At 70.3% G+C, this 22457-nt stretch carries 25 protein-coding genes and 1 tRNA gene; 6 read left to right on the forward strand and 20 right to left on the reverse strand.

Annotated features, from left to right (window positions below; genetic code table 11):
* Position 1: 1 nt before the first annotated feature.
* Positions 2–1858, reverse strand: coding sequence for an ABC transporter ATP-binding protein (locus E1161_RS00840; RefSeq protein WP_132618706.1), 1857 nt, complete (start codon positions 1856–1858; stop codon positions 2–4).
* Positions 1859–2144: 286 nt separating this feature from the next.
* On the opposite strand from E1161_RS00840, the gene E1161_RS00845 reads away from it, so the two are divergent.
* Positions 2145–2888 carry a GPP34 family phosphoprotein gene (locus tag E1161_RS00845; RefSeq protein WP_235874687.1) on the forward strand — a complete coding sequence of 248 codons (744 nt, stop codon included), beginning with the start codon at positions 2145–2147 and terminating at the stop codon, positions 2886–2888.
* A gap of 206 nt (positions 2889–3094) precedes the next feature.
* Here the strand turns inward: E1161_RS00845 and E1161_RS26960 are convergent, their stop codons facing one another.
* Positions 3095–3250 (reverse strand): hypothetical protein, encoded by a 156-nt coding sequence (locus E1161_RS26960; RefSeq protein WP_165939643.1) that lies wholly within the window; start codon positions 3248–3250, stop codon positions 3095–3097.
* Between the two features lie 399 nt (positions 3251–3649).
* Positions 3650–3862, reverse strand: a complete 213-nt coding sequence (locus tag E1161_RS00850) for a hypothetical protein (protein WP_132618461.1) — start codon at positions 3860–3862, stop codon at positions 3650–3652.
* A gap of 155 nt (positions 3863–4017) precedes the next feature.
* On the opposite strand from E1161_RS00850, the gene E1161_RS00855 reads away from it, so the two are divergent.
* Complete coding sequence (locus E1161_RS00855; RefSeq protein WP_132618463.1) at positions 4018–5049, forward strand: DUF3616 domain-containing protein; 1032 nt, start codon at positions 4018–4020, stop codon at positions 5047–5049.
* 4 nt (positions 5050–5053) lie between these two features.
* On the opposite strand, the gene E1161_RS00860 is transcribed toward E1161_RS00855, so the two are convergent.
* The 3 genes from E1161_RS00860 to E1161_RS00870 are packed head-to-tail and all read right to left on the reverse strand — an operon-like array spanning position 5054 to position 7865.
* Positions 5054–5689 (reverse strand): LutC/YkgG family protein, encoded by a 636-nt coding sequence (locus E1161_RS00860; RefSeq protein WP_132618465.1) that lies wholly within the window; start codon positions 5687–5689, stop codon positions 5054–5056.
* Positions 5686–7113: a LutB/LldF family L-lactate oxidation iron-sulfur protein gene (locus tag E1161_RS00865; RefSeq protein WP_132618708.1), complete on the reverse strand. Its 1428-nt coding sequence runs from the start codon at positions 7111–7113 to the stop codon at positions 5686–5688. Before E1161_RS00865 ends, E1161_RS00860 begins: the two co-directional genes overlap by 4 nt.
* A gap of 17 nt (positions 7114–7130) precedes the next feature.
* Positions 7131–7865 carry a (Fe-S)-binding protein gene (locus E1161_RS00870; protein ID WP_132618467.1) on the reverse strand — a complete coding sequence of 245 codons (735 nt, stop codon included), beginning with the start codon at positions 7863–7865 and terminating at the stop codon, positions 7131–7133.
* Positions 7866–7936: 71 nt separating this feature from the next.
* Here E1161_RS00870 and E1161_RS26965 point away from each other — a divergent pair, with 71 nt between their 5' ends.
* Positions 7937–8110, forward strand: coding sequence for a hypothetical protein (locus E1161_RS26965; RefSeq protein ID WP_165939644.1), 174 nt, complete (start codon positions 7937–7939; stop codon positions 8108–8110).
* Between the two features lie 204 nt (positions 8111–8314).
* Here E1161_RS26965 and E1161_RS00875 read toward each other — a convergent pair whose 3' ends face one another.
* The 9 genes from E1161_RS00875 to E1161_RS00915 form a co-directional block, all read right to left on the reverse strand.
* The gene (locus tag E1161_RS00875; protein WP_132618469.1) at positions 8315–9115 is read right to left on the reverse strand and encodes an IclR family transcriptional regulator; all 801 of its coding nucleotides are present in this window, start codon (positions 9113–9115) and stop codon (positions 8315–8317) included.
* Positions 9116–9150: 35 nt separating this feature from the next.
* Positions 9151–9534 (reverse strand): 4-carboxymuconolactone decarboxylase, encoded by a 384-nt coding sequence (gene pcaC / locus E1161_RS00880; RefSeq protein WP_132618471.1) that lies wholly within the window; start codon positions 9532–9534, stop codon positions 9151–9153.
* A complete protein-coding gene (gene pcaD, locus E1161_RS00885) occupies positions 9531–10289 on the reverse strand; it encodes a 3-oxoadipate enol-lactonase (RefSeq protein ID WP_132618473.1) in 759 nt (252 codons plus the stop codon). The genes pcaC and pcaD overlap by 4 nt, the downstream gene beginning before the upstream one ends.
* Positions 10286–11602, reverse strand: a complete 1317-nt coding sequence (gene pcaB / locus E1161_RS00890; RefSeq protein WP_132618475.1) for a 3-carboxy-cis,cis-muconate cycloisomerase — start codon at positions 11600–11602, stop codon at positions 10286–10288. The genes pcaD and pcaB overlap by 4 nt, the downstream gene beginning before the upstream one ends.
* Positions 11603–11640: 38 nt before the next feature.
* On the reverse strand, positions 11641–12201 hold the full coding sequence (gene pcaG, locus E1161_RS00895; RefSeq protein ID WP_132618477.1) for a protocatechuate 3,4-dioxygenase subunit alpha: 561 nt from the start codon (positions 12199–12201) through the stop codon (positions 11641–11643).
* Complete coding sequence (gene pcaH, locus E1161_RS00900; RefSeq protein WP_132618479.1) at positions 12201–12953, reverse strand: protocatechuate 3,4-dioxygenase subunit beta; 753 nt, start codon at positions 12951–12953, stop codon at positions 12201–12203. Before pcaH ends, pcaG begins: the two co-directional genes overlap by 1 nt.
* A gap of 214 nt (positions 12954–13167) precedes the next feature.
* Positions 13168–13923, reverse strand: a complete 756-nt coding sequence (locus E1161_RS00905; protein WP_132618481.1) for a CoA-transferase subunit beta — start codon at positions 13921–13923, stop codon at positions 13168–13170.
* Positions 13920–14741 carry a CoA transferase subunit A gene (locus E1161_RS00910; RefSeq protein ID WP_132618483.1) on the reverse strand — a complete coding sequence of 274 codons (822 nt, stop codon included), beginning with the start codon at positions 14739–14741 and terminating at the stop codon, positions 13920–13922. The genes E1161_RS00905 and E1161_RS00910 overlap by 4 nt, the downstream gene beginning before the upstream one ends.
* A 116-nt stretch (positions 14742–14857) precedes the next feature.
* On the reverse strand, positions 14858–15343 hold the full coding sequence (locus tag E1161_RS00915) for an NUDIX domain-containing protein (RefSeq protein ID WP_132618485.1): 486 nt from the start codon (positions 15341–15343) through the stop codon (positions 14858–14860).
* 206 nt (positions 15344–15549) lie between these two features.
* On the opposite strand from E1161_RS00915, the gene E1161_RS00920 reads away from it, so the two are divergent.
* Positions 15550–16995 (forward strand): Nramp family divalent metal transporter, encoded by a 1446-nt coding sequence (locus tag E1161_RS00920; RefSeq protein ID WP_235874688.1) that lies wholly within the window; start codon positions 15550–15552, stop codon positions 16993–16995.
* On the opposite strand, the gene E1161_RS00925 is transcribed toward E1161_RS00920, so the two are convergent.
* The gene (locus E1161_RS00925; protein WP_132618487.1) at positions 16992–17951 is read right to left on the reverse strand and encodes a DUF3048 domain-containing protein; all 960 of its coding nucleotides are present in this window, start codon (positions 17949–17951) and stop codon (positions 16992–16994) included. The two genes, E1161_RS00920 and E1161_RS00925, sit on opposite strands and share 4 nt — an antisense overlap.
* A gap of 88 nt (positions 17952–18039) precedes the next feature.
* On the opposite strand from E1161_RS00925, the gene E1161_RS28260 reads away from it, so the two are divergent.
* Positions 18040–18168 carry a hypothetical protein gene (locus E1161_RS28260; RefSeq protein WP_268951356.1) on the forward strand — a complete coding sequence of 43 codons (129 nt, stop codon included), beginning with the start codon at positions 18040–18042 and terminating at the stop codon, positions 18166–18168.
* 145 nt (positions 18169–18313) lie between these two features.
* On the forward strand, positions 18314–19057 hold the full coding sequence (locus E1161_RS00930; RefSeq protein WP_132618489.1) for an SDR family oxidoreductase: 744 nt from the start codon (positions 18314–18316) through the stop codon (positions 19055–19057).
* A 172-nt stretch (positions 19058–19229) separates the two neighbouring features.
* Here the strand turns inward: E1161_RS00930 and selD are convergent, their stop codons facing one another.
* From selD to E1161_RS00950, 4 genes are all read right to left on the reverse strand, one after another.
* Positions 19230–20228: a selenide, water dikinase SelD gene (gene selD / locus E1161_RS00935; protein WP_207920030.1), complete on the reverse strand. Its 999-nt coding sequence runs from the start codon at positions 20226–20228 to the stop codon at positions 19230–19232.
* Between the two features lie 28 nt (positions 20229–20256).
* A tRNA-Sec gene (locus tag E1161_RS00940) sits at positions 20257–20351 on the reverse strand.
* Between the two features lie 37 nt (positions 20352–20388).
* Positions 20389–21372, reverse strand: a complete 984-nt coding sequence (locus E1161_RS00945) for a sigma-70 family RNA polymerase sigma factor (RefSeq protein ID WP_132618493.1) — start codon at positions 21370–21372, stop codon at positions 20389–20391.
* Positions 21373–21443: 71 nt separating this feature from the next.
* Positions 21444–22379: a siderophore-interacting protein gene (locus E1161_RS00950; RefSeq protein ID WP_132618495.1), complete on the reverse strand. Its 936-nt coding sequence runs from the start codon at positions 22377–22379 to the stop codon at positions 21444–21446.
* Between the last annotated feature and the right edge of the window lie 78 nt (positions 22380–22457).

A 22457-nucleotide genomic window follows, 5' to 3' on the forward strand; every position in this document is an offset into this window, starting at 1 on the left:
CTCAGGCCGCTTCGTCGGAGTCCGATTCCGAGGCGAACTGCGTGCGGTACAGCTCCGCGTAGTGACCGCCCCTGGCGAGCAGCTCCTCGTGGGTGCCCTCCTCGGCGATCGTGCCCCCGTCGATCACCAGGATCCGGTCCGCCTCCCGGATGGTCGCCAGGCGGTGGGCGATGACCAACGCCGTGCGGCCCGACAGCGCTGTGGCCAGCGCCCGCTGCACCGCCGCCTCCGACTCCGAGTCCAGGTGGGCGGTGGCTTCGTCGAGCACCACGATCGGCGGCGCCTTGAGCAGCAGCCGGGCGATCGCCAGCCGCTGCTTCTCACCGCCGGAGAGCCGGTGCCCGCGATCGCCGACCACCGTGTCCAGCCCGTCGGGCATGGTCTCGATCAGCTCGCCCAGCTGCGCGGTCCGCAGCGCCGCGACGAGCTCGTCCTCGGTGGCTCCCGGGCGGGCGAAGGCGAGGTTCTCCCGGATCGAGTCGTGGAACAGGTGCGCGTCCTGGGTGACCACTCCGACGTGATCGTACAGCGACGCCAGCGACGCCTCCCGCACGTCGATCCCGCCGATGCGCACCGCGCCCGCATCGACGTCGTAGAGCCGACCGGCCAGGTTCGTGATGGTCGTCTTGCCCGCGCCCGAGTGACCGACCAGCGCGATCGTCTGACCCGGTTCGGCTCGGAAGCTGACGTCGTGCAGCACCGGGTGGGCGGGGGCGTGGTCGGCCCGCGCCACCGACTCCAGCGACGCCAGCGACACCTCGCTGGAGGCGGGGTAGCGGAACGAGACCTGGTCGAACTCGACGTCGGAGGCTCCGGCTGGCAGTTCACGGGCGTCGGGCTTCTCGGTGATCATCGGCTCGAGGTCGAGGACCTCGAAGACCCGGTCGAAGCTCACCAGCGCCGTCATCACGTCGACGTGCACGTTCGACAGGGCCGTCAGCGGCCCGTAGAGCCGGTTGAGCAACGTCGCCAACGCCACCAGCGTGCCCAGCTGGAACGCCCCGGCCAGCACCAGACCGCCACCCAGGCCGTAGACCACGGCGGTGGCCAGCGCCGCCAGCAGCGTTAGCGCCACCATGAACACCCGGCTGTACATCGCCGAGATGATGCCCATGTCGCGGACCTTCTCGGCGCGGTGGGCGAAGCGGTCGGACTCCTCGTCCGCGCGGCCGTAGAGCTTGGCCAGCATCGCTCCGGCCACCCCGAAGCGCTCGGTCATCAGCGAGCTCATCTCCGCGTCGAGCTGCATCTGCTCGCGGGTGATGCGCTGGAGCTTGCGACCCACCCAGCGCACCGGCAGCAGGAACAGCGGCAGCATGGCCAGCGAGACCGCCGTGATCTGCCAGGACAGCGTGAACATGGTGGCCAGCACGAGGACCAGGCTCAGGACGTTGGACACCACCGACGACAACGTCGAGGTCAGCGCCCGCTGCGCGCCGATGACGTCGTTGTTGAGCCGGCTGACCAGCGCTCCGGTCTGGGCGCGCACGAAGAACGCCACCGGCATCCGCTGCACGTGGTCGAAGACCTCCCGGCGCAAGTCGTAGATCAGGCCCTCCCCGAGGCGGGCGGAGTACCAGCGCTGGGCGAGGCTCATCGCCGCCTCCAGCACGGCGACCCCGGCCACCGCCATCGCCAGCCACACCACCAGCGAGAAGTTCCGAGGCACGATGCCGTCGTCGATGATGGCCTTGAACAGCAGCGGGTTGACCACACCGAGCACGGCGGCCAGCGCGACCAGCACGAGGAACGGCACGATGTCGCGCACGTAGGGCCGGGCGTAGCCGGCGATGCGGCGCAGCAGGCCGGCGGACAGGCGTTGCCGGGTGACGGACTTGTCGCTCGCGAACGAGCGCATCGTCGACCAGTTGGCGTTCACTTGGTGGTCCTTCGAGACGTGGTGGTGTGGAGCGGTTCGGGTGACTACATCCTCGGACTTCGTGCTAGGTGGAAGTCAATGCGCCTCCGGGATGTTCCCCTCGGCCGGCAGGAGGGGACGGTTGGTCGGCACAACGATTCGGCCACATCCCACCTCCGTTCGATGCGCCCGCAGAGGTTGATCTTGAACGATGGGCGTGCACCACCGGAGTGCCGCCCTGGGCACCTTCGGGAGTGCGGCGAGCTCGGCGAACCCAATCTGGCTGGTGAAGGAGAACGACCACGTGGTGAAGGGCGCGGCCAGGGACGGTCGAATCGTCGCGGAGCTCGACGGCACGCGACTTCCGCTGCGTGTCGCGGACCGGTTCTTCCTCGCCGCGCACAGTGGGGAGAGCCGCATCTCGCCGCGGATCGACGGGGAGCTGCTGGCGTTGGGATGCGCGGGCGGTCTGCTGGCCGAGCTGATCGTCGAGGAGGAGATCGCCCTGACCCCCGACGTCCGGCCCAGCGGCAACGGGCGCTGCCCGGACTTCCTGTCCTGGACGGTGCTGCGCGAGGTCCGTCGCGAGTCCGGGCACGACCTGCGCACCTGGCTGGAGTACCTGGCGCAGACCGCGGTGGAGAAGGTGCGGTGCAGGCTCGTCCTGATCGACGTCCTGCGCGAGGTCCCGGTGTCCGGCGGGCTGCGCGGCGGTTCGGCGGCGGCGTGGCGCATCGCCGACGAGCATCGCGGGAACACCACCGCGGACCTCGAAGAGCTGTTCACCGGAACCGAGACCGCCACCGGCAACGGCGTGATCACCGTGCCCGAACGGCTCGCCGAGATCACCTTCGCGCTCCTGGTGCGCGAGACCGGTGCGTTGCGGCACCTGCGGCTGTCCAAGCAGGCGCAGCGTCAGGGAGAATTCCGCATGGGATCCTGGGAATCACTGCTGCCCGGCACGTTGCGCGGCCTGGTGCACGAGATCGCCGTGGCACGCGGGAGATCCGCCATCACCCCGCGCCACTGAGATGCTCCGAGGAGCCGGGGCGGTCGCCGTGGTGTCCTACCTGATGATCCTCGCCGGGCTGGTCGGCGGGCTCGGCGTCGGAGCAGCGGATCTCGCCGAGCGGCTCACCGGCGTCGCGGTGGTGGTTCTCGACGGCCGCGATCCTGCTGGTCGCAGCCCTGGGGGTGCAGCGCATCGACGTCAACGGCAGGGTGCTCGCCCTGCTGCTAGCCGAGGTGACGGTGCTGCTGGTCTTCGACGCGGCGTTCGCCCGCGCCGGTCGCCGGATCGCTGATCGCGACCGGTGCGGCGAGCGTCGCGGTGCTGGCCACCGAGACGCTGGGGCTGGACCCGGCCGTGCACCTGTTCTTCCGGGCTGCCACGACCGGTGCTGGGCGTGCTGCTGACCTCGATCGCCGTCGTCGGGTACTCCCGCCGCGTCGGCGGGCACGGCTACGGCGCGTGCTCACCACGATCGCGCCCACCGCGGCGGCGGTGCTGCTGGCATTCGTGCTGGTGCTGGCGGCCTGCTCGCACGGCACCACGCTCGGCGTTGGCTCGGGGCACGCGCTGGGCCGGGTGGTTCTGTCGGGCCCAGCGGTATTCCACGTTCGGCCTGGTCTGGGGCGTGGTGCTGAAGCGCGCCGGACCGGAGGTCTAACCGCGCATCGGACTCCGCGCGCGGGCCACCGTGGTGCGGATCGGTCCGGAAGAGCTGGTCGGTCGTTGACCTCGGTCGCGGCAGGGCACTCGGCTCCGTGCCCTGCCGTGGCGACGAGGTGTCAGGTTTCGGCACCCGTGTAGCGGAACTCCCAGGTTCCATCACCGTTCTCGCCGGCGCGCTCGTAGATCAGCCGCGGTGGCACGGCCTCCGGATTGCGAGCGCGGGCGGGAAGGGTGATGCGCGGGATCGGGTTGCCCGATGAGTCGGCCGAGACGGTCAGCTCCTGGCCGTCCTGCGGCCCACCGCGGAGCCGGACCCGGATGTCTGGCACGGCGACCCCTTTCCTTCTCCCAGAGGACAACGACATCGGCTAGGACCCGCGCACCCCTGGCCCGGTTCCCGCAGTCACTTGATCGTGTGGGCGAAGAGCTCATCCCGTACCCAGATCCAGGAGCTCGTACCGGCACATCCTGGTAGGAACGACGGATGAACGTAGCACGAGCAGTGCGATTGACCTTCACCGCCGGTGCGGTCGAATCCGACACGCACGTCAACCTCTCGGCGGTGCGCACCGACGGTGAGCACCTGTGGATCGCCGGCGACGAGACGGCCACGGTCGAACGGCTCACCTGTGACGACCCAGGGAACCCCACCGAATACCGGGAGCACGTGAGCTTCCCGCTCGCCGACGTCATCGATCTGCCCGGCGAAGCCGACGAGGAGGTCGATGTCGAGGGGATCTCCCGCAACGGGCCGTTCCTGTGGGTGGTGGGGTCGCACAGCGCCAAGCGGCGCAAGATCAAGTCGCACCACTCCGACGCCAAGGCCGCCAAGCGGCTCGCCTCCGTCAGCGCCGAACCGAGCCGCCGGGTGCTCGCCCGCATCGCCCTGTTCGACGACGTGCCCGCCGAACGCACCCCGGAGGGCGCGCGCAGCGCCGGCCTCGGCAGGGGAGGTTTGTTCGAGCTGCTGGCCGACGACGAGCACTTGGCGCCCTTCTTGCGCATCCCCGGCAAGGACAACGGACTCGACGTCGAAGGCATCGTCGTTCACGGCGAACCCGGTGAGGAACGCGCCTACCTCGGCCTGCGTGGTCCGGTGCTGCGCGGCTGGGCGGTGGTGCTGCTGCTGGAACCCCGCGAGGACGACGGGGAGCTGGAATTGCGCAAGCTCAACGGCCACCGCTACGCCAAGGTCTTCCTCGACCTCGACGGTCTGGGCATCCGCGACATGTGCGTGCACGGCGACGACCTGCTGGTGCTCGCCGGGCCCTCGATGGACCTCGACGGCCCGGTCCGCGTCTACCGCTGGCCGGGCGCGGCCACCCTCGACGCGGCGGATGTCGTCCACCGCGCCGAACTGCACCGCGTGCTCGAACTGCCGCACGGTGAAGGCGACGACCACGCCGAAGGGATCGCCCTGCTGCCCTCCGGTGAGCTGCTCGTCGTCTACGACAGCCCGGCACCGCACCGGCTGGAGGAGTCGGGCGCGGTGCTGGCCGACGTCGTCCCGCTCTGACCGGTCAGGTGTCCGGGTGGACCAGGACGTGGAGCGTCCTGGGGCCGTGGACGCCCTCGACGCGGTTGAGCTCGATGTCGCTGGTGGCCGAGGGGCCGCTGATGAACGTCGTCGGGCGGACCGGGTCCAGGCGGGACAGCGCGGCGGGCACGTCGTCGCAGACCTGAGACTCGCCGATCACGCAGATGTGCAGGTCCGGGACCAGGGTGGTCGTCCGGCGACCCTGGCCGGGACCGTGGTCCAGCACGATGGTGCCGGTCGAGGCGATGCCCACCGCAGCTGTGGTGATCACCGCGTCGACCTGCTCCAACGCCGCCGTGTCGGCCGCCGGGTCGATGAGCTCGAACGCCTCGCCCAGCTCGTCGGACCACGCCTGTGGTGCCCCGTCCGGTATGAGCAGCCGCCGCGCTCCCGCCGCGCGAGCGGTCGCGGCGATCGCCGGTGCGACGGCGTCGGCGGCCACCCGGTCCACAGTGGCCCGGTAGTCGGCCACCGCGTCGCAGAACGACCCCACCAGATCCGCCAGCGGACGCGTCATGCGGTAGTCGCGGTGAACGGCCGACAGGGGAGTGCGCTCGGCATCGCGCAGCGCCCGACGAACCCGCCCCAGCACTTCCTCGCGGGCCATATCCGAACTCATGGCTTGCCTCCTCGGGTCCGCTCCCACCAGGACCGGAACGACTCCTGCGCGGGTGCGGGCGCATCCCGCGCGTCGGTCCACCGCGACAGCGGGGCGGGCAACCGCCCGATCGTGCCGCGGCGGCCGATCACCTTCCGGCTCCACGACGCCACCTTCTGCGCCACCGCCAACCGCTTCGCATCGCCCAGCACCCACGAGGCCACGCCCATCAGCGCGTCCATCGGCTTGTCGCGGACGCCCGAGCGCTCCTCGACGACCCGAGTCCGCAGGTGCACCAGCAGGTCCGGGATGTCGATGGCCACCGGGCACACGTCGTAGCACGCCCCGCACAGCGAGGACGCGTACGGCAGGGACTTGTCCACCTCGGACGCGGTACCGCGCAGCTGCGGCGTCAGAACGGCGCCGATCGGCCCCGGGTACACCGAACCGTAGGCGTGGCCGCCGGTGCGCTCGTAGACCGGGCACACGTTCAGGCAGGCCGAGCACCGGATGCAGCGCAGGGCCTGCCGACCGACCTCGTCGGCCAGCGCGTTGGTGCGCCCGTTGTCCAGCAGCACCACGTGGAACTCCTGCGGCCCATCGCCTGCGGTCACACCGGTCCAGGTGGAGGTGTAGGGATTCATCCGCTCGCCGGTGCTCGACCGCGGAAGCAGCTGCAGGAACACCTCCAGGTCCCGCCAGCTCGGCACGAGCTTCTCGATGCCCACCACGCTGATCAGCGTCTGCGGCAGCGTCAGGCACATCCGCCCGTTGCCCTCGGACTCCACCACCACCAGCGTGCCGGTGTCGGCGACCGCGAAGTTGGCCCCCGAGATCGCGACCTTGGCGCGCAGGAACTTCTCCCGGAGGTGCCTTCGCGCCGCGTCGGCCAGTCGCGCGGGCTCGTCGGTCAGGTCATCCGGAGCCGGGGTGCCGACCTTGCCCATCTCGCTGCGGAAGATCTCCCGGATCTCCGCGCGGTTGCGGTGGATCGCGGGCACCAGGATGTGGCTGGGGGTGTCGTGTCCCAACTGGACGATCAACTCCGCCAGGTCCGTCTCCCACGCGTCGATCCCGGCCTCGGCCAGCGCTTCGTTGAGCTCGATCTCCTGGGTGGCCATCGACTTGACCTTGACGACCTCGCGTTCGCCAGTGGCCTGCACCAGCTCGGTCACGATCCGGTTGGCCTCGTCGGCGTCGCGGGCCCAGTGCACAGTGCCGCCCGCCTCGGTCACCGCGGTCTCGAACCGTTCGAGGTAGATGTCCAAGTTGGACAGCGTGTGGGCCTTGATCTCCGCGCCGGACTCCCGCAGCTGCGCCCAGTCGTCCAGCTCCTCGACGACATCGGCGCGCTTGCGGCGGATCGTGGTGGTGGCGTTGGCGAGGTTGTGCCGCAGCTGCGAATCCGCGAGTTCGCGCTTGGCCGCGTCCGGGAACGCGGGCATTCCCAGGTGAGTCGCGCTCACAGCTGGTCTCCTTCCGTTGATGCCAGGACCTCGGCCAGGTGCATCACCCGGACCCCGGAGCGCTCGCGGGACAGCAATCCGCCGATGTGCATCAGGCACGATGAGTCCCCGGCGCACAGCACCTGCGCGCCGGTCTCGCGCACGTGGCGCGCCTTGTCCGATCCCATCGCCACCGACACGTCGGGGTTCTTCAGCGCGAACGTGCCCCCGAAGCCGCAGCACTGCTCTGACGCGGGGAGCTCCACCAAGTCCAGCGACCGCACCGCGCGCAGCAGCCGCAGCGGGCGTTCCCCGACCCGCAGCAGCCGCGTCGAGTGGCAGGTGGGGTGGTAGGTGACCCGGTGCGGGAAGTAGGCGCCGACGTCGGTCACGCCCAGCACGTCGACCAGGAACTCCGAGAGCTCGTGAACCTTCGGCGCGGTGTGCTCGACGGCGCGGGTCAGCGCGCGGTCGCCGTCGGCGACCATCGCGTGCTGGTGGCGAACCGAGGCCACGCACGAACCCGACGGCGCCACGATCGCGTCGTAGCTGGCGAAGGCCTCGACGAAGGTCCGCACCGAGGACTTCGCCTGCTTCCGGTACCCGGTGTTGGTGTGCATTTGACCGCAGCAGGTCTGGGCCGCGGGGAAGTCCACCTCGCAGCCGAGCCGCTCCAGGACCTGCAGCGTCGCCTTCGGGGCTGACGGGAACAGCGTGTCGCCGAGACAGGTCGCGAACAGAGCCACCCTCATGCGCGCATCACCGGTTCCTCTCCGTTCGGAGCTCAGAGCATCCTCGCGCACCGCGCGCCACAACACCGGACATGCTGACCATTGTATGGTCCGACCACAGCGGAGATTTACCCCAGGTACCGGTGCGGGCGACGACGCGGGGAGTGGGCGACGCCGAATGGCGACGAGTCGCGCGCACCCGCACCTACGAGCTGGTCGTCGAGCGGGGCGAGGAGCAGCGCCTCCCGTGCGCTCAAGATCGGTGACCGGCTGCCCGCCGAACGCGACCTCGCAAGGTGCTCGGCGTCAGCCAGACGCTCGCAGTGCTGCGCGCGGCGTCCGACCAGCTTTGCGGATGCCTACGCCGGGGAACTGCGGCGTCGGTGGAGAAGATCGAGCAGGCGGTGCTTCGTCGAGGCACGGCGGATCACCGCGACTCGCGCGAGAGGTACTCCCCTGTCGGTACGCAGTCAGCGCACCACGGCACGGGACTGCGGGGAGACCGCGAGGTCAGCGGCGATGCGACGAGTGGTTTCCAGCAGGGGCGGGAGCAGGTCGTCGCGTGCCGCTTCGAGAGTGGTCCGGCTGGCGTGCGAGGAGATGTTGGCCGCGGCGACGACCCGGCCGTAGCGGTCGCGGATCGGAGCCGCGATCGAGCGCAGTCCCGCCTCCAGCTCCTGGTCGACCAGCGCCCAGCCCTGCTCCCGGATGCGCGCCAACTCCTCGACCAGGTCGGCGCGGGTGGTGATGGTGTGCGGGCCCAGCGGTGCGAGGTCGACCTGATCGAGGTGCGCGTGCAGCTTCTCCTCCGGCAGATCCGCCAGCACCACCCTGCCCATCGAGGTCGCGTAGGCGGGGAACCGGGTGCCGATGTTGATCGAGACCGCCATGATCCGCGAGGTGGGAACGCGGGCGACGTAGACGACATCGGTGCCGTCGAGCACCGACACCGAGGCCGACTCGTGCACCTCGGAGACCAGCTGCTCCAGGTGGGGCTGGGCGATCTCCGGCAGCGACACGCTCGACAGGTAGGAGAACCCGAGCTCCAGAACGCGCGGGGTCAGCGCGAACACCCGCCCGTCCGTCCACACGTAGCCCAGGTGCACCAGGGTGTGCAGGAACCGGCGGGCCGCCGCGCGCGAGAGATCGGTCGCGCGGGCGACCTCCGACAGCGTCATCTCCGGATTGGCCTCGTTGAACGCGCGGATCACCAGCAGCCCGCGCGCCAGCGACTGCACGTAACCGGTGCCGGTGTCGGACTCGGACTCCATCGGTGATCCCCTCGTCGGCGCAGCTCCGGGTGAAGTTACTCCGTTCGCTCCTCGGCCAGGATCGTATTGGCGATGCCGAATGCGGTGTTCGCGCGGGGGACGCCCGCGTAGATCGCCACGTGCATCAGCACCTCCTTGATCCGCTCCGGTTCCAGACCGTTGCGGCGGGCCGCGCGCACGTGCATCGCGAACTCGTCCTCGCAGCCGGTCGCTGCCAGGATCGCCAGCGTCAGCATGCTGCGCGTCGGCCGGTCGACGCCGTCACCGGTCCACACCTCGCCCCAGGCGTAGCGGGTGATGAAGTCCTGGAAGTCCTCGGTGAACTCGGTCTTGCGCGCGTTGGCGCGGTCGACGTGCGCATCGCCGAGGACCGCGCGACGCACCTGCATCCCCGCGGCGTGGCGGGCTTCGTCGCTCATGCGGTACCTCCGAAGTGCTCCAGCAGCAACCGGTTGACTTCCCCGGGCTGCTCGGCGTTGGCCAGGTGCGCGGCCGGCGACAGGACTTCCACGCGCGCGCCCGCGATGCCGGCGGCGATGCGCTCAGCGTGCGACGGGGGAGTGGCGGGGTCCTCCGCGCCGGCGATCACCAGGGTGGGGGCGGTGATACCGGGCAGTTCGTCGAGGATGTCCATGTCGGCGATCGCCTCGCAGCACGCCGCGTATCCCTCGGCGTCGGCCTTGGCGATCATGTCGCTGAACTTCGCCCGGATGTCGGGGCGCTCGGCCGCGGCCGGGGTGAACCAGCGCGGCAGGGACGGCTCGACCATCGCGGCCATGCCGTTGGCGCGCACGGTCGCGGCGCGGTCGAGCCACGCGGTGCCGCCCAGGTCCGCCGAGGTGCAGATCAGCGCCAGCCGACCGATGCGCTCGGGAGCGTGCTCGGCCAGCCACATCCCGGTCATGCCGCCCAGCGACACCCCGGCGAAGTGCGCCTCGGAGATGTCCAGCCAGTCCAGCAGTTCCAGCACGTCGCCGCCCAACTGCGCCAGCGTGTAGGGCCCGGGCTTGCCCTCGGTGCCGCCGTGCCCGCGCTGGTCGTAGCGCAGCACGCGGAAACTGCCGGTCAGCGCTGGGACCTGCTCGTCCCACAAGCGCATGTCGGTGCCCAGCGAGTTGGACAGCACCACGACCGGCGCCCCCTCGGGCCCGGTCAGTTCGTGGTTGACGTTCACCGCTCCTCCAATTCGGTGTGTGCGGCCAGTGCCCGGTCGATGAAGTCCGATGCGGCGCCCAGGTGATCGCTCGCCGAGGTGGCCGCGATGACGTCCTGTTCGGACAGCACGGCGCGGACCCTCGGCTCCGCGAGCAGTTCGGCTCGCAGCGTGCTGCCGCGGTCGACGGTGCGGCGGCACAGTTCGGCGACGAGTTCCTGGGCCTCGGTGCGGCCGAGCGCGCCGGCCAGCCGGGTTGCGGCGTTCTCGGCGAGCACCAGGCCGCGGGTCAGGCTGAGGTTGGCGGCCATGCGCTCGGGGTGGACGCGCAGGCCGGACAGGAGTTCTCGCGCTCGGCTGGCCGCGCCGGCGGTCAGCCTCAGCAGTTCGGTCAGCGGTTCCCACTCGGACTGCCACGCCCCGGCCGCGCGTTCGTAGGCCTGCGGCATCGCCGACAGCAGCGTCGCCACCAGCCCCGGGACCCGGTGGGTCGCGGCGGTGATCAGCACCGACATGGCCGGGTTCTGCTTGTGCGGCATCGCCGAGGACCCACCCGGCTTGCCCTCGGTGAGCTCACCGACCTCGGTCTGGGCGTGCAGCTCGACGTCCAAGGCGATCTTGCCCAGCACCCCGGACACCGCGCCCAGGGCACCGGCGAGCTCGGCGATGCGGGTTCGGTCGGTGTGCCAGGGCAGCACCGGTTCGGCCAGGCCGAGCCGCTCGGCGAGCCGGGCCAGCACCGCGGGACCGTCACCTCCCAGCGACGCGAGAGTGCCCGCCGCGCCGCCGAACTGGACGGCAAGCGGCACCCGCTCCAGCCCGGCGATCACCTCGTCCAGGGCGGTCAGCCAGCCCGCGCAGCGCAGCCCGAACGTCGTCGGGAGCGCCTGCTGCAACAGCGACCGGGCGACGAGCACCGTGTCCCTGTGCTCGTCGACCAGCCGCGCGCATTCCCGAGCCGCTTCCCGGAGGTCGCCGAGCACCAGTTCCAGCACGTCGCGGGTCACCAGCATCGTCGCCGTGTCGATGACGTCCTGGCTGGTCGCGCCCTTGTGCACGTGCGGCCGCGAATCCGGGCCGACCAGGGCGGTGAGGTCCTTGACCAGGGCGATCACCGGGGTCGCCGAGGACGCCGCGCGCTCGCCGATGGCGGCGGTGTCGAACTCCGCGGCACGGCAGTGCGCGGCGATGTCCGCCGCGGCCCCGGCGGGCACGATCCCGACTTCGAACTGGGCGGCGGCAAGCGCCGACTCGAAGTCCAGCATCGCCTGCAACCACGCGTCGTCGCCGGTGCGCGCCGTGGCCTCCGGGGTGCTGAACATCGAACCGAACAAGCCGGCCTCCCTCGATCCCGTGTGGACTCGCGGCACCATCAGACCGCGAAGAACACCGTTTCGCCATCGCCCTGCAGGCGGATGTCGAACCGCACGCCGTCGGCCTCGGCGACCCCGATGAGCGTGTCCCGGCGTTCAACGGGCACCGCGGAGAGCACCGGGTCGGTGTCGTTGGCCGCCTCGCCCGGGAAGTACACGCGGGTCACCACCCGGTTGAGCATGCCGCGAGCCAGCACCGTGACGTTGATGTGCGGCGCCTCGGTCTGCCCAGCGGGGGTGGGCAGCGGGCCCGGTTCGACCGTGCGGAACCAGAACCGGCCCTCCGCGTCGGTGCCGCACCGGCCGAACCCCTGCCAGCCGGAGGACTCCGGGCGCGGGTCGTCGGGGTGGTCGAAGCGGCCCTGCTCGTCGGCCTGCCAGATCTCGATCACGCCGTCCGGGACGGGATCGCCGTTGCCGTCGCGGAGAACACCGCGCAGCACGAACGCGCCCTCGCGGTCGGCGGGGACGAGTTCGGGGCCGTCGTCCCAGAGCATTCCCCGCGGCAGCGCGAAGAACGGGCCGACCGTCTGCGACGGGGTGGTGGCGGGAGCGCCCATCAGTCGTCGTCCTCCTCTTCCTCGTCCTCGAACACCGTGGCCTGGGGACCGCGCAGCACGATGTCCCACTTGTAGCTCAACGCCCACTCGGGCGCGGTCGAGTCCAGGTCGAACCGGGAGATCATCCGCTCCCGCGCCTTCTCGTCGCGCACCGAGTTGAAGATCGGGTCCTGGTAGAACAGCGGGTCGCCCGGGAAGTACATCTGGGTGATCAACCGCTGCGTGAACGCCTGCCCGAACAGCGAGAAGTGGATGTGCGCGGGCCGCCAGGCGTTGTCGTGGTTGCGCCACGGGTAGGCGCCCGGCTTGATGGTGACGAACCGGTAGTTGCCCTCCGCGTCGGTCATGCAGCGGCCGGTGCCGGAGAAGTTCGGGTCCAGCGGCGCCGGGTGCCGGTCTCCCTGGTGCAGGTAGCGCCCCGCCGAGTTCGCCTGCCAGATCTCGACCAGCGTGTTGGGCACCGGCTTGCCGGAGGAGTCCAGCACCTTCCCGGAGACGATGATCCGCTCGCCCAGCGGTTCCCCGTCGTGCTGGGCGGTCAGATCGTCGTCGTTGTCCGCGCATCGGTCCTGGCCGAGCAGCGGGCCGGTGATCTCGGTCAGGTACTGCGGCAGGTACTGCAGGGGCTGCTTCGGGTGCCGAAGCGTCGAGGACCGGTATTCGGCCGAATCCAGCGGCGCGTGCGAGGCATCGTCGGACGCGTACTCCGGCAGGATGAGACCGGATTCCGACCGAGTCTCATGAACAGTCATGGAAAACTCCTTGAACTCGTCTTCGAGCTCTGTGGTCCTTTTGCGTGGCGGTGCGGGTAGCGGAACCTCAGACGCCTCCTGGCCCCCGGGATCCGCGTCTCATCTGTGCCAATGCGCTTCGCTGCGGTTGTCCTCCCCAGAAGACGTCTGAGAACCCGCGGCGGTGCGAGTTGCTCAGGAGGCGGAAGAGGAAGCATCGGTGCTTGCTCGACGGTTAGACCGTAGCCTTCAGGGCGCGCAGGACTTCCAGCTCGTTCTCACTGGGCGGATCCTGGGTCCCGAGGTCGTCGGCGACCTTGAGGTCCCAGCCAGCGGCCGCCGTGGCCTGCTCGACGGTGGAGCCGGGGCTGAGCTCGGTGAGGGTGAGCTCGCAGGTCTCCGGGTCGGGGCGCAGGACGCCGAGGTCGGTGATCACCTTGACCGGGCCGCGTCCGCGCAGTCCCAGCGCCTCGCGGTCGCCCTTGCCGGTCCCGTAGCCCAGCGAGGTCACGAAGTCCACTTGGTCGACGAAGCTGCGCGGGCTCATCCGCATCACGATCAGCACCTCCCGGCACGACGCCGCGATCTCCGGGGCGCCGCCCGCGCCGGGCAGGCGCACTTCGGGGTTGCGGTAGTCACCGCCGATGACGGTGGTGTTGATGTTGCCGAAGCGGTCGACCTGCGCCCCGCCGAGGAAGCCGATGTCGATGCGGCCCGGCTGCAACCAGTAGTTGAAGATCTCCGGGACGCTGATCACCGAATCCGCGGTGTCGGCCAGCACCCCGTCGCCGATGGACAGCGGCAACCGGTCCGGCTTGGTGCCCAGGGTTCCCGACTCGTAGATCAGCACGAGGTTCGGCGCGTGCGTGCGGCGCGCCAGGTTCGCCGCCGTGCTGGGCAGGCCGATGCCCACGAAGCACTTCGCTCCGTCGTCCAGCGACCGGGCGGCACCGACGGTCATCATCTCGTCGGAGGTGTACTCCAGGCTCATCGCGCGCTCCTCTCCGCACCGCGGACCTCGGTCGTCAGCCACTGCTCGAAGCGCTCGCGGTCCCGGCCGATCGGGTCCCATTCCTGGTAGTACTCGTTGTCGCGCTCGTAGTAGCCCTGGGCGTAGGACGGGTGCGCGCCGCGCGGCACCTCGGCGACGGCGGTGACCACCCACTGCGGCAGCACGACGGCGCCGGGCACCGGGGTGAGCTCCTCGACGACCTCCTCGACGGTCACCAGCGACCGCTTCGAGGCCAGGACGGCCTCCTTCTGCACACCGGTGATGCCCCACATCTGCACGTTGCCCGCCTTGTCGGCGCGTTGCGCGTGGATGATGCCCACGTCCGGGTTCACCGCGGGCACGGCCGTGAGCCGCTCGCCGGTGAACGGGCACTCGATGGGCTTGATGGTGTCGGTCTGGCCGGGCAGGTCGGTCCCGGTGTAGCCGCGCAGCACGGCGAAGGGCAGCCCGGAGGCACCGGCGGCGTAGCGGTTGGCCATGCCGGCGTGGCTGTGCTCCTCGATCTCCAGCGGCACCGGCCAGGAGTTCTGGATGGCGTCGCGGAAGCGGTGCAGCGACCCGACCCCGGGGTTGCCGCCCCAGGAGAAGATCAGCTTGCGCGCGCAGCCCGCGCCGATCATCTGGTCGTAGACGATGTCCGGCGTCATCCGGATCAGCGTCAGGTCCTCGCGGTGTTGCCGGATGATCTCGTGACCGGCGGCGACCGGGATGAGATGCGTGAAGCCCTCCAGCGCCACCGTGTCACCGTCGTGGACCAGCTCCGCGACGGCCTCGCGAAGGCTCAGGATGCGTGCCACCCCGACCACCTCTCGTTGTGCGCATTGTGAACAGATGTGCTGCATGCGAACAATAGAGGACCTACTGCGGCGAGGTCAAGGGCGGTTTCGCCTGGTTGGAGCGGTGTGGGAGCGGGTTAGAGCTCGCTGGCGGCCGGGAGCCCGTCCGCGGGCAGGCCGAGGATCTCGACGGCGGCTTCAGCGGCCGCCGTGGCCTGCAGGTACCCCGTCTCGCCCCAGGCCAGCAGGTCGCCGGCCTTGCTCGGGTGCACCAGCAGTCGCCGGTAGGTGCGCCCGCTGTCGGGGTCCGGCGCGGGCGGGTAGGCGCAGGAGATCAGCGCGGCCATCCGGACCTGCGCGTAGGGGGAGATGCCGTCGTTGACGCACTGGTAGCCGAGGTAGTGCGGCTCGTCGATGTCGACGGTGACCTCTTCCATGGCTTCGCGGCGCAGGATGTCGACGTAGGCGACCTCGCCGGGCTCCGGGCGCCCGCCGGGCAGCGTGTGCTTGGTTCCGTCGAGGCGGATCAGCAGCCTGCCGTCGGGCACGAAGAGGAACCCGTACACCTGCCGCACCGCCAGACCCGCCGGAACGGGGTCGGTGTGCCAGGAGAACTTGGGCATTGGTGCGGGTCCCTTCGGCAAGGTGCGGAGAAAAGATCACTTTACCCGAGGAGGCGGTGTGAGCACCTGCGTTCGAAAGGGTGTTTCCGCTGCGCACAGATCTCAAATCGGACTTTCGGGATGGATCAAGTTCTGTGACCTGGTTCACAGGGCTGGTTCGGGTTGCTACACCTGATCGGCCGAATCCGCTCCAGCCAGGAGGCATCGTGGCCATCCAGGATCGAGAGGTACCGGAGGCAGGGGCCGAAGCCCGCGAACTGCCCAGCAGGTTCCTTCCCGCGGCCAAGTACCGAGACCTGCCCGAACCCCGCACGTTCCGCCAGATCTTCGGGGCCAGCATCATCCTCACCGCCACCGCGATCGGTTCCGGCGAGTTCGTGCTGTGGCCCTACATCACCAGCCAGGTCGGGCTCGTTCTGATGTGGACTGCCGTGCTCGGCTTCTTCATGCAGTACATCCTCAACATGGAGATCGAGCGCTACACGCTGGCCACCGGCGAAACCGCGGTCACCGGCTTCTCCCGGATCTGGCCGCCGCTGGGCGTGCTGATCACCCTCATCGCGATCACCCCGAACCTGTGGCCGGGCTGGGCGACCGGCGCGGCCACCATCGTCACCTACGTGGCCGGGGCGGGATCTCCCGTGCCCATCGCGATCGTGGCCATGGTCGCCATCGGCGCCGCCCTGACCCTGTCCAAAGTGGTCTACAAGACCGTGGAACGCGTCGAGATGGTGCTGGTCGGCGGAATCGCGGTGTTCCTCGTGGTGGCCCTGTTCGTCGGAACCGGGCTGTCCGACTGGGCCGCTTTCGGCGCCAGCTTCGCCCACGTCGGTCAACTGCCGCCGATGGAGGAGGTCGGCGGTATCGCCGCGCTGCTGGGCGCGATCGCCTTCGCCGGGGCCGGTGGCGGCAACAACCTGGTTCAGAGCAACTGGGCGCGCGACAAGCAGATGGGCATGGGGCAGTACATGCCGCGCGTGACCTCGCCGTTCACCGGTCAGGAGGCCGCCGCCGCGGGGACCGGGCACATGTTCCTCGACAGCGAAGAGAACCGGCGCCGCTGGAAGGGCTGGTGGAAGGTCGCCAACGCCGAGCAGTTCGGCACCTTCTTCCTGCTCGGCTGCGGAACGCTGGTGATCATGTCGGTGCTGGCCTACGCCACGGTGTTCGGCGTGCCGCTGCCGGAGGACGACTTCGACTTCATCCGCGCTCAGGGCGAGATCTTCGGCCAGCGCTTCGGGGGGTGGTTCCAGACCAGCTTCTGGATGGCCGGTGCGATCGCGCTGTTCTCCACCCAGCTGGGCATCATGGACTGGGTCAGCAGGTTGACCGCCGACACCGTCAAGGTCACCTTCTTCCGCGGCAGCACGAAGGTCACGGAGAGCCGCATCTACTTCACGGTGATCTGGGTGATGATCATCGCCGGTTCGGCGATCCTGCTGTCGGGAACGGAGGAGCCGCTGGCGCTGATCCTGATCTCCTCGTCGGCGGGCGGCGTGGTGATGTTCCTGTACTCGATGCTGCTGATCTTCACCAACCGCCGGTTCCTCCCGCGCTACATCCGGCTGGGCGGCTGGCGGATGGTCATGATGTGCGTGGCCGTGGTGTTCTACGGCTACTTCTCGATCGCCCTGCTCGTCGACCAGTTCTAGACGGGGCTGAGCACGACCCAGACCTGACCGGCGTCCACGGTGAGCGGTGCGCCGGTCGGGTCCGCGTAGGTGGTGGGAGCTTCGGGGGAGGGCCGGTTCCAGGTGCCCTCGAAGCTCTTGCCGTCGCGCAGCATCAGCATCGAACCGCTGCCGATGCTCTCGGCCACCGGAGACGGGCTGCCCGCGGCATCGCGCACCGCAGATTCGTGCGTGCGGACCTTCTGGACGATCACGGTCGAGACGCCGAGCCGGCCGCTGTGCACCGCCGCGTAGGGTTCGCCATCCATCGAGATCATCCAGCGCCGCGACGGGTGGTCGTAGAAGAACCCGATGGTGGCAGCGGGGTAGCGGACCTCGTAGCGCTCGGTGGGCACGCCGCCGCCGGGAACGTCGCCGATCAGCGGCCTGCTCGCGCCGGGCCACGGCTGCGCCGGCGGCAGCCTGGTCGAGTCGACGAACAGGTTGTGCGGCACGGGGCGGGCGTCGTCGCGGGAGTAGGCGTCGGGCGCGTTGGCATCGGAGGCGTCGGTCAGCGGGGCGGCCGCGATGATCGGCAGCACCTCGGGAGCCGCGCCTGAGTAGGCCAGCGTCGGCCTCCCGTACTGCGGGAGGAGTTCGGCGTCGGTCTCGCGGGCGCTGCGCACCGGGCCGACCGTCTTGGGCTTGTGGGTCGCGAAGATGCCCAGCAACCGGCTCAGTCCGCCTTCGACCGGTTCGACGTAGACCACGTCCGCCGCGTCGATGCCCACCGGTGGGCGCCCATCGGCCGAGTTGTCGATCTTGACCGCCACCACCGGCGGTCCGTCAGGTGCCGCTGCGCCACCGCCCTGCTGTTGGCCGGAGGTCGTCCCGCCGCCCTGCGGTGGAGGTGGGACCGGAGTCGGCTGGCAGCCCGTCAGAGCCAGGGTCGCGAGCATGATCAGCGCGGCGAAGAACGTGCATGATCGGGTGCGCATGGTGCAGCCGACTCCTTCCCCCCGCTGTCCGAGGCTACGGGTCCTGGAACAACTCGCACTTCGATCGAGGTCTGAGCTTGGCGAAGGCGTGGGTCCCAACACCGACCCGTCCGGCCCGCAGCTGGCCCGCCTCGGCCGCAGGCGAGTACGAGTCCACGACCTGCCGGAGGATCTCGTGACGGTCGTGGTCCCGGCCCTGGCAGGCGGCCCGCCGTGAGAGGTGGGTATCGGCTCCAGACGCGTCGAGGACCAGTACTTCGAGCTGCAGCCCGAGCACGCCGTGGCGACGGGGAAGTAGCCGGGACCTCCGACCGGCCGCGGGGCTGATCCGCGCTCGGGGGACGAGAGGTGACAATGAGGCCATGAGCAACACGCGGGTCGCGGTCGTGACGGGTGCCGGTTCGGGACTGGGGCGGGTGATCGCCCGCGCGCTGCTGACCGGCGGGTACGGGGTGGCGCTTGCCGGGCGTCGCGCCGAGCCGTTGACCGAGGCGGCCGGGGATGCCGCGGGCGCCTCGGTCATGCCGACCGACGTCACCGATCCCGACTCGGTGGCGGCGTTGTTCGACGGCGTCCGCGAGCGGTGGGGGCGGCTGGACCTGCTGGTCAACAACGCAGGCACGTTCGGACCCGCCGGTGACGTCGGCGAGCTCTCGGCCGCTGACTTCGATGCCGTGGTGCAGGCGAACCTGACCGGCTCGTACCTGTGCGCTCACCACGCGTTCCAGATCATGAAGGACCAGGACCCGCGCGGCGGGCGCATCATCAACAACGGCTCGATCTCCGCGCACGCGCCGCGGCCGCGCAGCGTCGCCTACACGACGACCAAGCACGCCATCACCGGGCTGACCAAGTCGATATCGCTGGACGGCCGCGCGCACGACATCGCCTGCGGCCAGATCGACATCGGCAACGCCGCCACCGACATGACCTCCGGCATCGCCACCGGTGCCGCCCAAGCCGACGGATCGGTGCGCCCGGAACCCACCTTCGACCCGCAGCACGTCGCCGACGCCGTGCTCTACATGGCAGGGCTGCCGCTGAACGCCAACGTCCAGTTCATGACCATCACCGCCACCACGATGCCCTTCATCGGCCGCGGCTAGTGGTCGCCGGTCGCTCAACCGGCGACCACGCCCCGTTCCATGCCGTTCGTCGGGAGCAGACCTGGTCATGGGGCGCTCGCCGGGCCCGTCGGGAGGGGCGGGCTGCGGACCCAGCGGGCGACTCACCACGGAGGCGAGCCGGGGCGTGCGGGAAGCGGTGGACGAGCTTGCTTCAGCGGAGGGTGATTCGGATGTCGTCGGATCGGCCGGGCAGGACGTGGCCGATCACCGGGGAACCGGGGACTTCGCCGACCACCAGGAGGCCACCGGAGGTCTGGGCGTCGGCGAGCAGGAACAGGTCTTCGACGCCGGTGCTGCCCGGGTCCAGGTGGGGTCTCACCCAGTCGAGGTTGCGGCGGGTGCCTCCGCTGACGTAGCCGTCGCGCACGGCTTCCCGGGCGCCTTCCAGGTAGGGCACGGCCGAGACGTCGAGCTCAGCGGTCGTGCCGGAGGCGCGCATCGTCTTGAACAGGTGCCCGAGGAGACCGAAACCGGTGACGTCCGTTGCGCAGACCGCTCCGGAGCGCAGCGCCGCCTTCGAGGCGTCCCCGTTGAGCTCGGTCATAGCCGCGACGGCGTGGGCGAAGCGCTCGCCGGTCCGCTTGTGCCGGGTGTTGAGGACTCCGATGCCCAGCGGTTTGGTCAGCGTCAGCGGCAGACCCGGCCGTGCCGCGTCGTTGCGCAGCATCCGGTCGGGATCGACCAGACCCGTCACCGCCAGCCCGTACTTGGGTTCGGGATCGTCGACGCTGTGCCCGCCGCCCAGGTGACATCCGGCCGAAGCCGCGATCTCCGAGCCGCCGCGGAGCACCTCCCCGGCCAGCTCGAACGGCAGCACGTCCCGGGGCCAGCCGAGCAGGTTCACCCCGAGCAGCGGTGTCGCGCCCATCGCGTACACATCGGACAGCGCGTTGGCCGCCGCGATCCGCCCCCAGTCGAACGCATCGTCCACCACGGGGGTGAAGAAGTCCGTGGTCACCACGACCCCCGCGCCCTCGTCGGTGCACACCACCGCGGCGTCATCACCGGTGTCCAACCCGACCAGCAGCTTCGCGTTCGGCTCGGCGACCTCCGGCATCAGCCCGCCGACGACCTCCTCGAGCTCGCCCGGCGGGATCTTGCAAGCGCATCCGCCGCCGTGCGCGTACTGCGTGAGCCGATACCCGCCCATCGACATCCTTCGCGGTCGGGGAACAAGTTGGCGGAGACGGACGGGAATCGAACCCGCCGCGCCGAGGTGCTCGGCGCCATCGGCTTTGAAGGCCGTGGGGGCCACCAGACCCCGAACGTCTCCGGCGCCCACTGTAGGAGGTAACTCCGATCAGCACAGATCAGTCCGTCACCGACTCCGGGAGGCCGAACTTGGCGAAGTCCACGCCGAAGAAGCACACCACGTGCTCGACCTGCTTCTCGCCGAGTTCGAGCACGTGCAGTTGGAAGGGGCGGAACACGTCGTCGTCGCCGCGGATGTAGACGCCGAAGGCCAGCTGCCCGTTGGCGCGGGTGTGGCGCAGCCGCAGCCCGTCCGGCCCGGCCGGGCACTGCCGGGTGTTGAGCTGCGCGATCCGCTCGCCGCCGCGCACCCACAGCCGGAAGGGGGGCATTTCCCAGACGGCCTCGGCGGTGAACAGGTCCACGATCGTCGACACGTCCTTGGCCTCGAACGCGGCCACGTAGCGCTCCAGCAGCCGCTCCTGCTCGGCGGTCAGCGGTTGCGGCCGGTCGTCCTCGGACGGCGAGACCTCGGCTATCTGGGCGCGGGCGCGCTGCAACACGCTGTTGACCGCAGCGGTGGAGATCCCCAGGGCGTTGGCGACCTCCGACGCCCGCCACTTGAGGACGTCGCGCAGGACCAGCACCGCCCGCTGCCGCGCGGGCAGGTGCTGCAGCGCGGCGATGAACGCCAACCGGGTGCTCTCCCGAAGTCCCACGACCGAGGCCGGGTCGGTGGCGGTGTCGGCGATCATGCCGTCCGGGATCGGCTGCAACCACGGCACCTCACCGGACTCGACGACCTTCTCGTGTGGCACGTCGTCGGCCGGAGCGCCCAGACCGCTGGGCAGCGGACGCCGCTTGCGGTTCTCCAGCGCCGTCAGGCAGGTCGTCGTGGCGATCTTGTACAGCCAGGTGCGCACGGAACTGCGCCCTTCGAAGCGGTCGTAGGACCGCCACGCCTTGAGGTAGGTCTCCTGCACGAGATCCTCCGCGTCCTGCAGAGAACCCAGCATCCGGTAGCAGTGCGCGATCAGTTCCCGGCGGTAGGAGTCCGCCTGCGCGACGAAGTCGTCGGTTGGCGCGGTCGAGGTGACTGGCATGGCGCTGTCCTTCGGTGTGAGGTGGCCCGACCCGATGCCGAAGACGCTAGCGCGCGAGCCCGACAAGAGGGTCAACAACGACCTTCGCGCCAATAGCCCATGAACGCCACCGCCTGCTCGGGGACGCCGTGCTCGTCGATCAGCAATCGGCGCAACCGCTTGATCATGGCCGCCTCGCCTGCCAGGAACCCGTAGATCGAGCCGGTCGCTGCCTCCGGCACCTCCCAGAGCGCCCGGGTGTCGACGTCGACGTCGACGAGCTCGGACTGCCGGGGGGAGGCGTCGCGGACCGGGCGCAGTTCGCGCAGCGCCTCGGCCACGCCCTCGGTGAGGAGCTTGCCGTGCGGTGCTCCAGCGCGCGCGTACCAGCGGACGTCCACCCCGGCGGGGCGTTCCCACTCCTGCTCGTCGCCGATGTCGGGGACCTCGACGCAGACCACGCCGTGCGAGTCGGAGGGCAGCGACTCGACGATGGCCGCGAGCGCGGGCACGGCCGTCTCGTCTCCGGCCAGCACCAGGCGGTCGGCGGAGGCCGGGGGAGACCACTCGCAGCCCCACATCCGGCCCGAGCCGGGGCGGTCCGGCGCGAACAGGCCGATGACCTGGCCGGGTCGCGCGGTGGCGGCGAAGGTGGAGGCGGGGCCGGCGTGGCCGTCGTCCAGCCCGTGCAGCACGAAGTCGACGTCGACCTCCCGGGCGTGGGGCCGGTAGGCGCGCACGGTGTAGGTCCGCAGGTCGGGTCGGACGTCGTCGGGCAGGTCCAGCCAGCGGGGATACCAGTTGTCGCCCTCGGGGAAGTCGCCGAGCGGACGGCCCGGTTTGGGCAGCACGATCTTGATGCGCTGGTCGAGACCGCCGAACCCGAACCCGAACCCGGACAGGCAAGCGCTGCCGAAGGTGATCCGCACGAAGCTGGGCCCGAGGCGCAGCACTCGGTTCACCACGACCGGGAACAGGCGGTACTCCGGCTTCGCGCTGGCGATTCGTCCGGTTCGTGCGGCTGTCATCTGAAACCTCCCGATGGTGGCGCTAGGTTAGCCTAGCCTTAGGTTCATGGGAGGTCGACCTTGCTTCACACGATCCGG

Source organism: Saccharopolyspora aridisoli (genome assembly GCF_004348445.1).
GTDB classification, from domain to species: Bacteria; Actinomycetota; Actinomycetes; order Mycobacteriales; family Pseudonocardiaceae; genus Saccharopolyspora; species Saccharopolyspora aridisoli.

Coding starts and splice junctions, on each gene's coding strand:
- E1161_RS00840 (WP_132618706.1), bottom strand. CDS start 1,858: ATGCGCTCGTTCGCGAGCGACAAGTCCGTCACCCGGCAACGCCTGTCC.
- E1161_RS00905 (WP_132618481.1), bottom strand. CDS start 13,923: ATGAGCCTGGAGTACACCTCCGACGAGATGATGACCGTCGGTGCCGCC.
- E1161_RS00950 (WP_132618495.1), bottom strand. CDS start 22,379: ATGACAGCCGCACGAACCGGACGAATCGCCAGCGCGAAGCCGGAGTAC.
- E1161_RS00945 (WP_132618493.1), bottom strand. CDS start 21,372: ATGCCAGTCACCTCGACCGCGCCAACCGACGACTTCGTCGCGCAGGCG.
- E1161_RS00860 (WP_132618465.1), bottom strand. CDS start 5,689: ATGAGTTCGGATATGGCCCGCGAGGAAGTGCTGGGGCGGGTTCGTCGG.
- E1161_RS00855 (WP_132618463.1), top strand. CDS start 4,018: ATGAACGTAGCACGAGCAGTGCGATTGACCTTCACCGCCGGTGCGGTC.
- selD (WP_207920030.1), bottom strand. CDS start 20,228: ATGGGCGGGTATCGGCTCACGCAGTACGCGCACGGCGGCGGATGCGCT.
- E1161_RS00875 (WP_132618469.1), bottom strand. CDS start 9,115: ATGGAGTCCGAGTCCGACACCGGCACCGGTTACGTGCAGTCGCTGGCG.
- E1161_RS00925 (WP_132618487.1), bottom strand. CDS start 17,951: ATGCGCACCCGATCATGCACGTTCTTCGCCGCGCTGATCATGCTCGCG.
- E1161_RS00915 (WP_132618485.1), bottom strand. CDS start 15,343: ATGCCCAAGTTCTCCTGGCACACCGACCCCGTTCCGGCGGGTCTGGCG.
- pcaC (WP_132618471.1), bottom strand. CDS start 9,534: ATGAGCGACGAAGCCCGCCACGCCGCGGGGATGCAGGTGCGTCGCGCG.
- E1161_RS00930 (WP_132618489.1), top strand. CDS start 18,314: ATGAGCAACACGCGGGTCGCGGTCGTGACGGGTGCCGGTTCGGGACTG.
- E1161_RS00865 (WP_132618708.1), bottom strand. CDS start 7,113: ATGCCCGCGTTCCCGGACGCGGCCAAGCGCGAACTCGCGGATTCGCAG.
- E1161_RS26965 (WP_165939644.1), top strand. CDS start 7,937: ATGCTGACCATTGTATGGTCCGACCACAGCGGAGATTTACCCCAGGTA.
- pcaH (WP_132618479.1), bottom strand. CDS start 12,953: ATGACTGTTCATGAGACTCGGTCGGAATCCGGTCTCATCCTGCCGGAG.
- pcaG (WP_132618477.1), bottom strand. CDS start 12,201: ATGGGCGCTCCCGCCACCACCCCGTCGCAGACGGTCGGCCCGTTCTTC.
- E1161_RS00870 (WP_132618467.1), bottom strand. CDS start 7,865: ATGAGGGTGGCTCTGTTCGCGACCTGTCTCGGCGACACGCTGTTCCCG.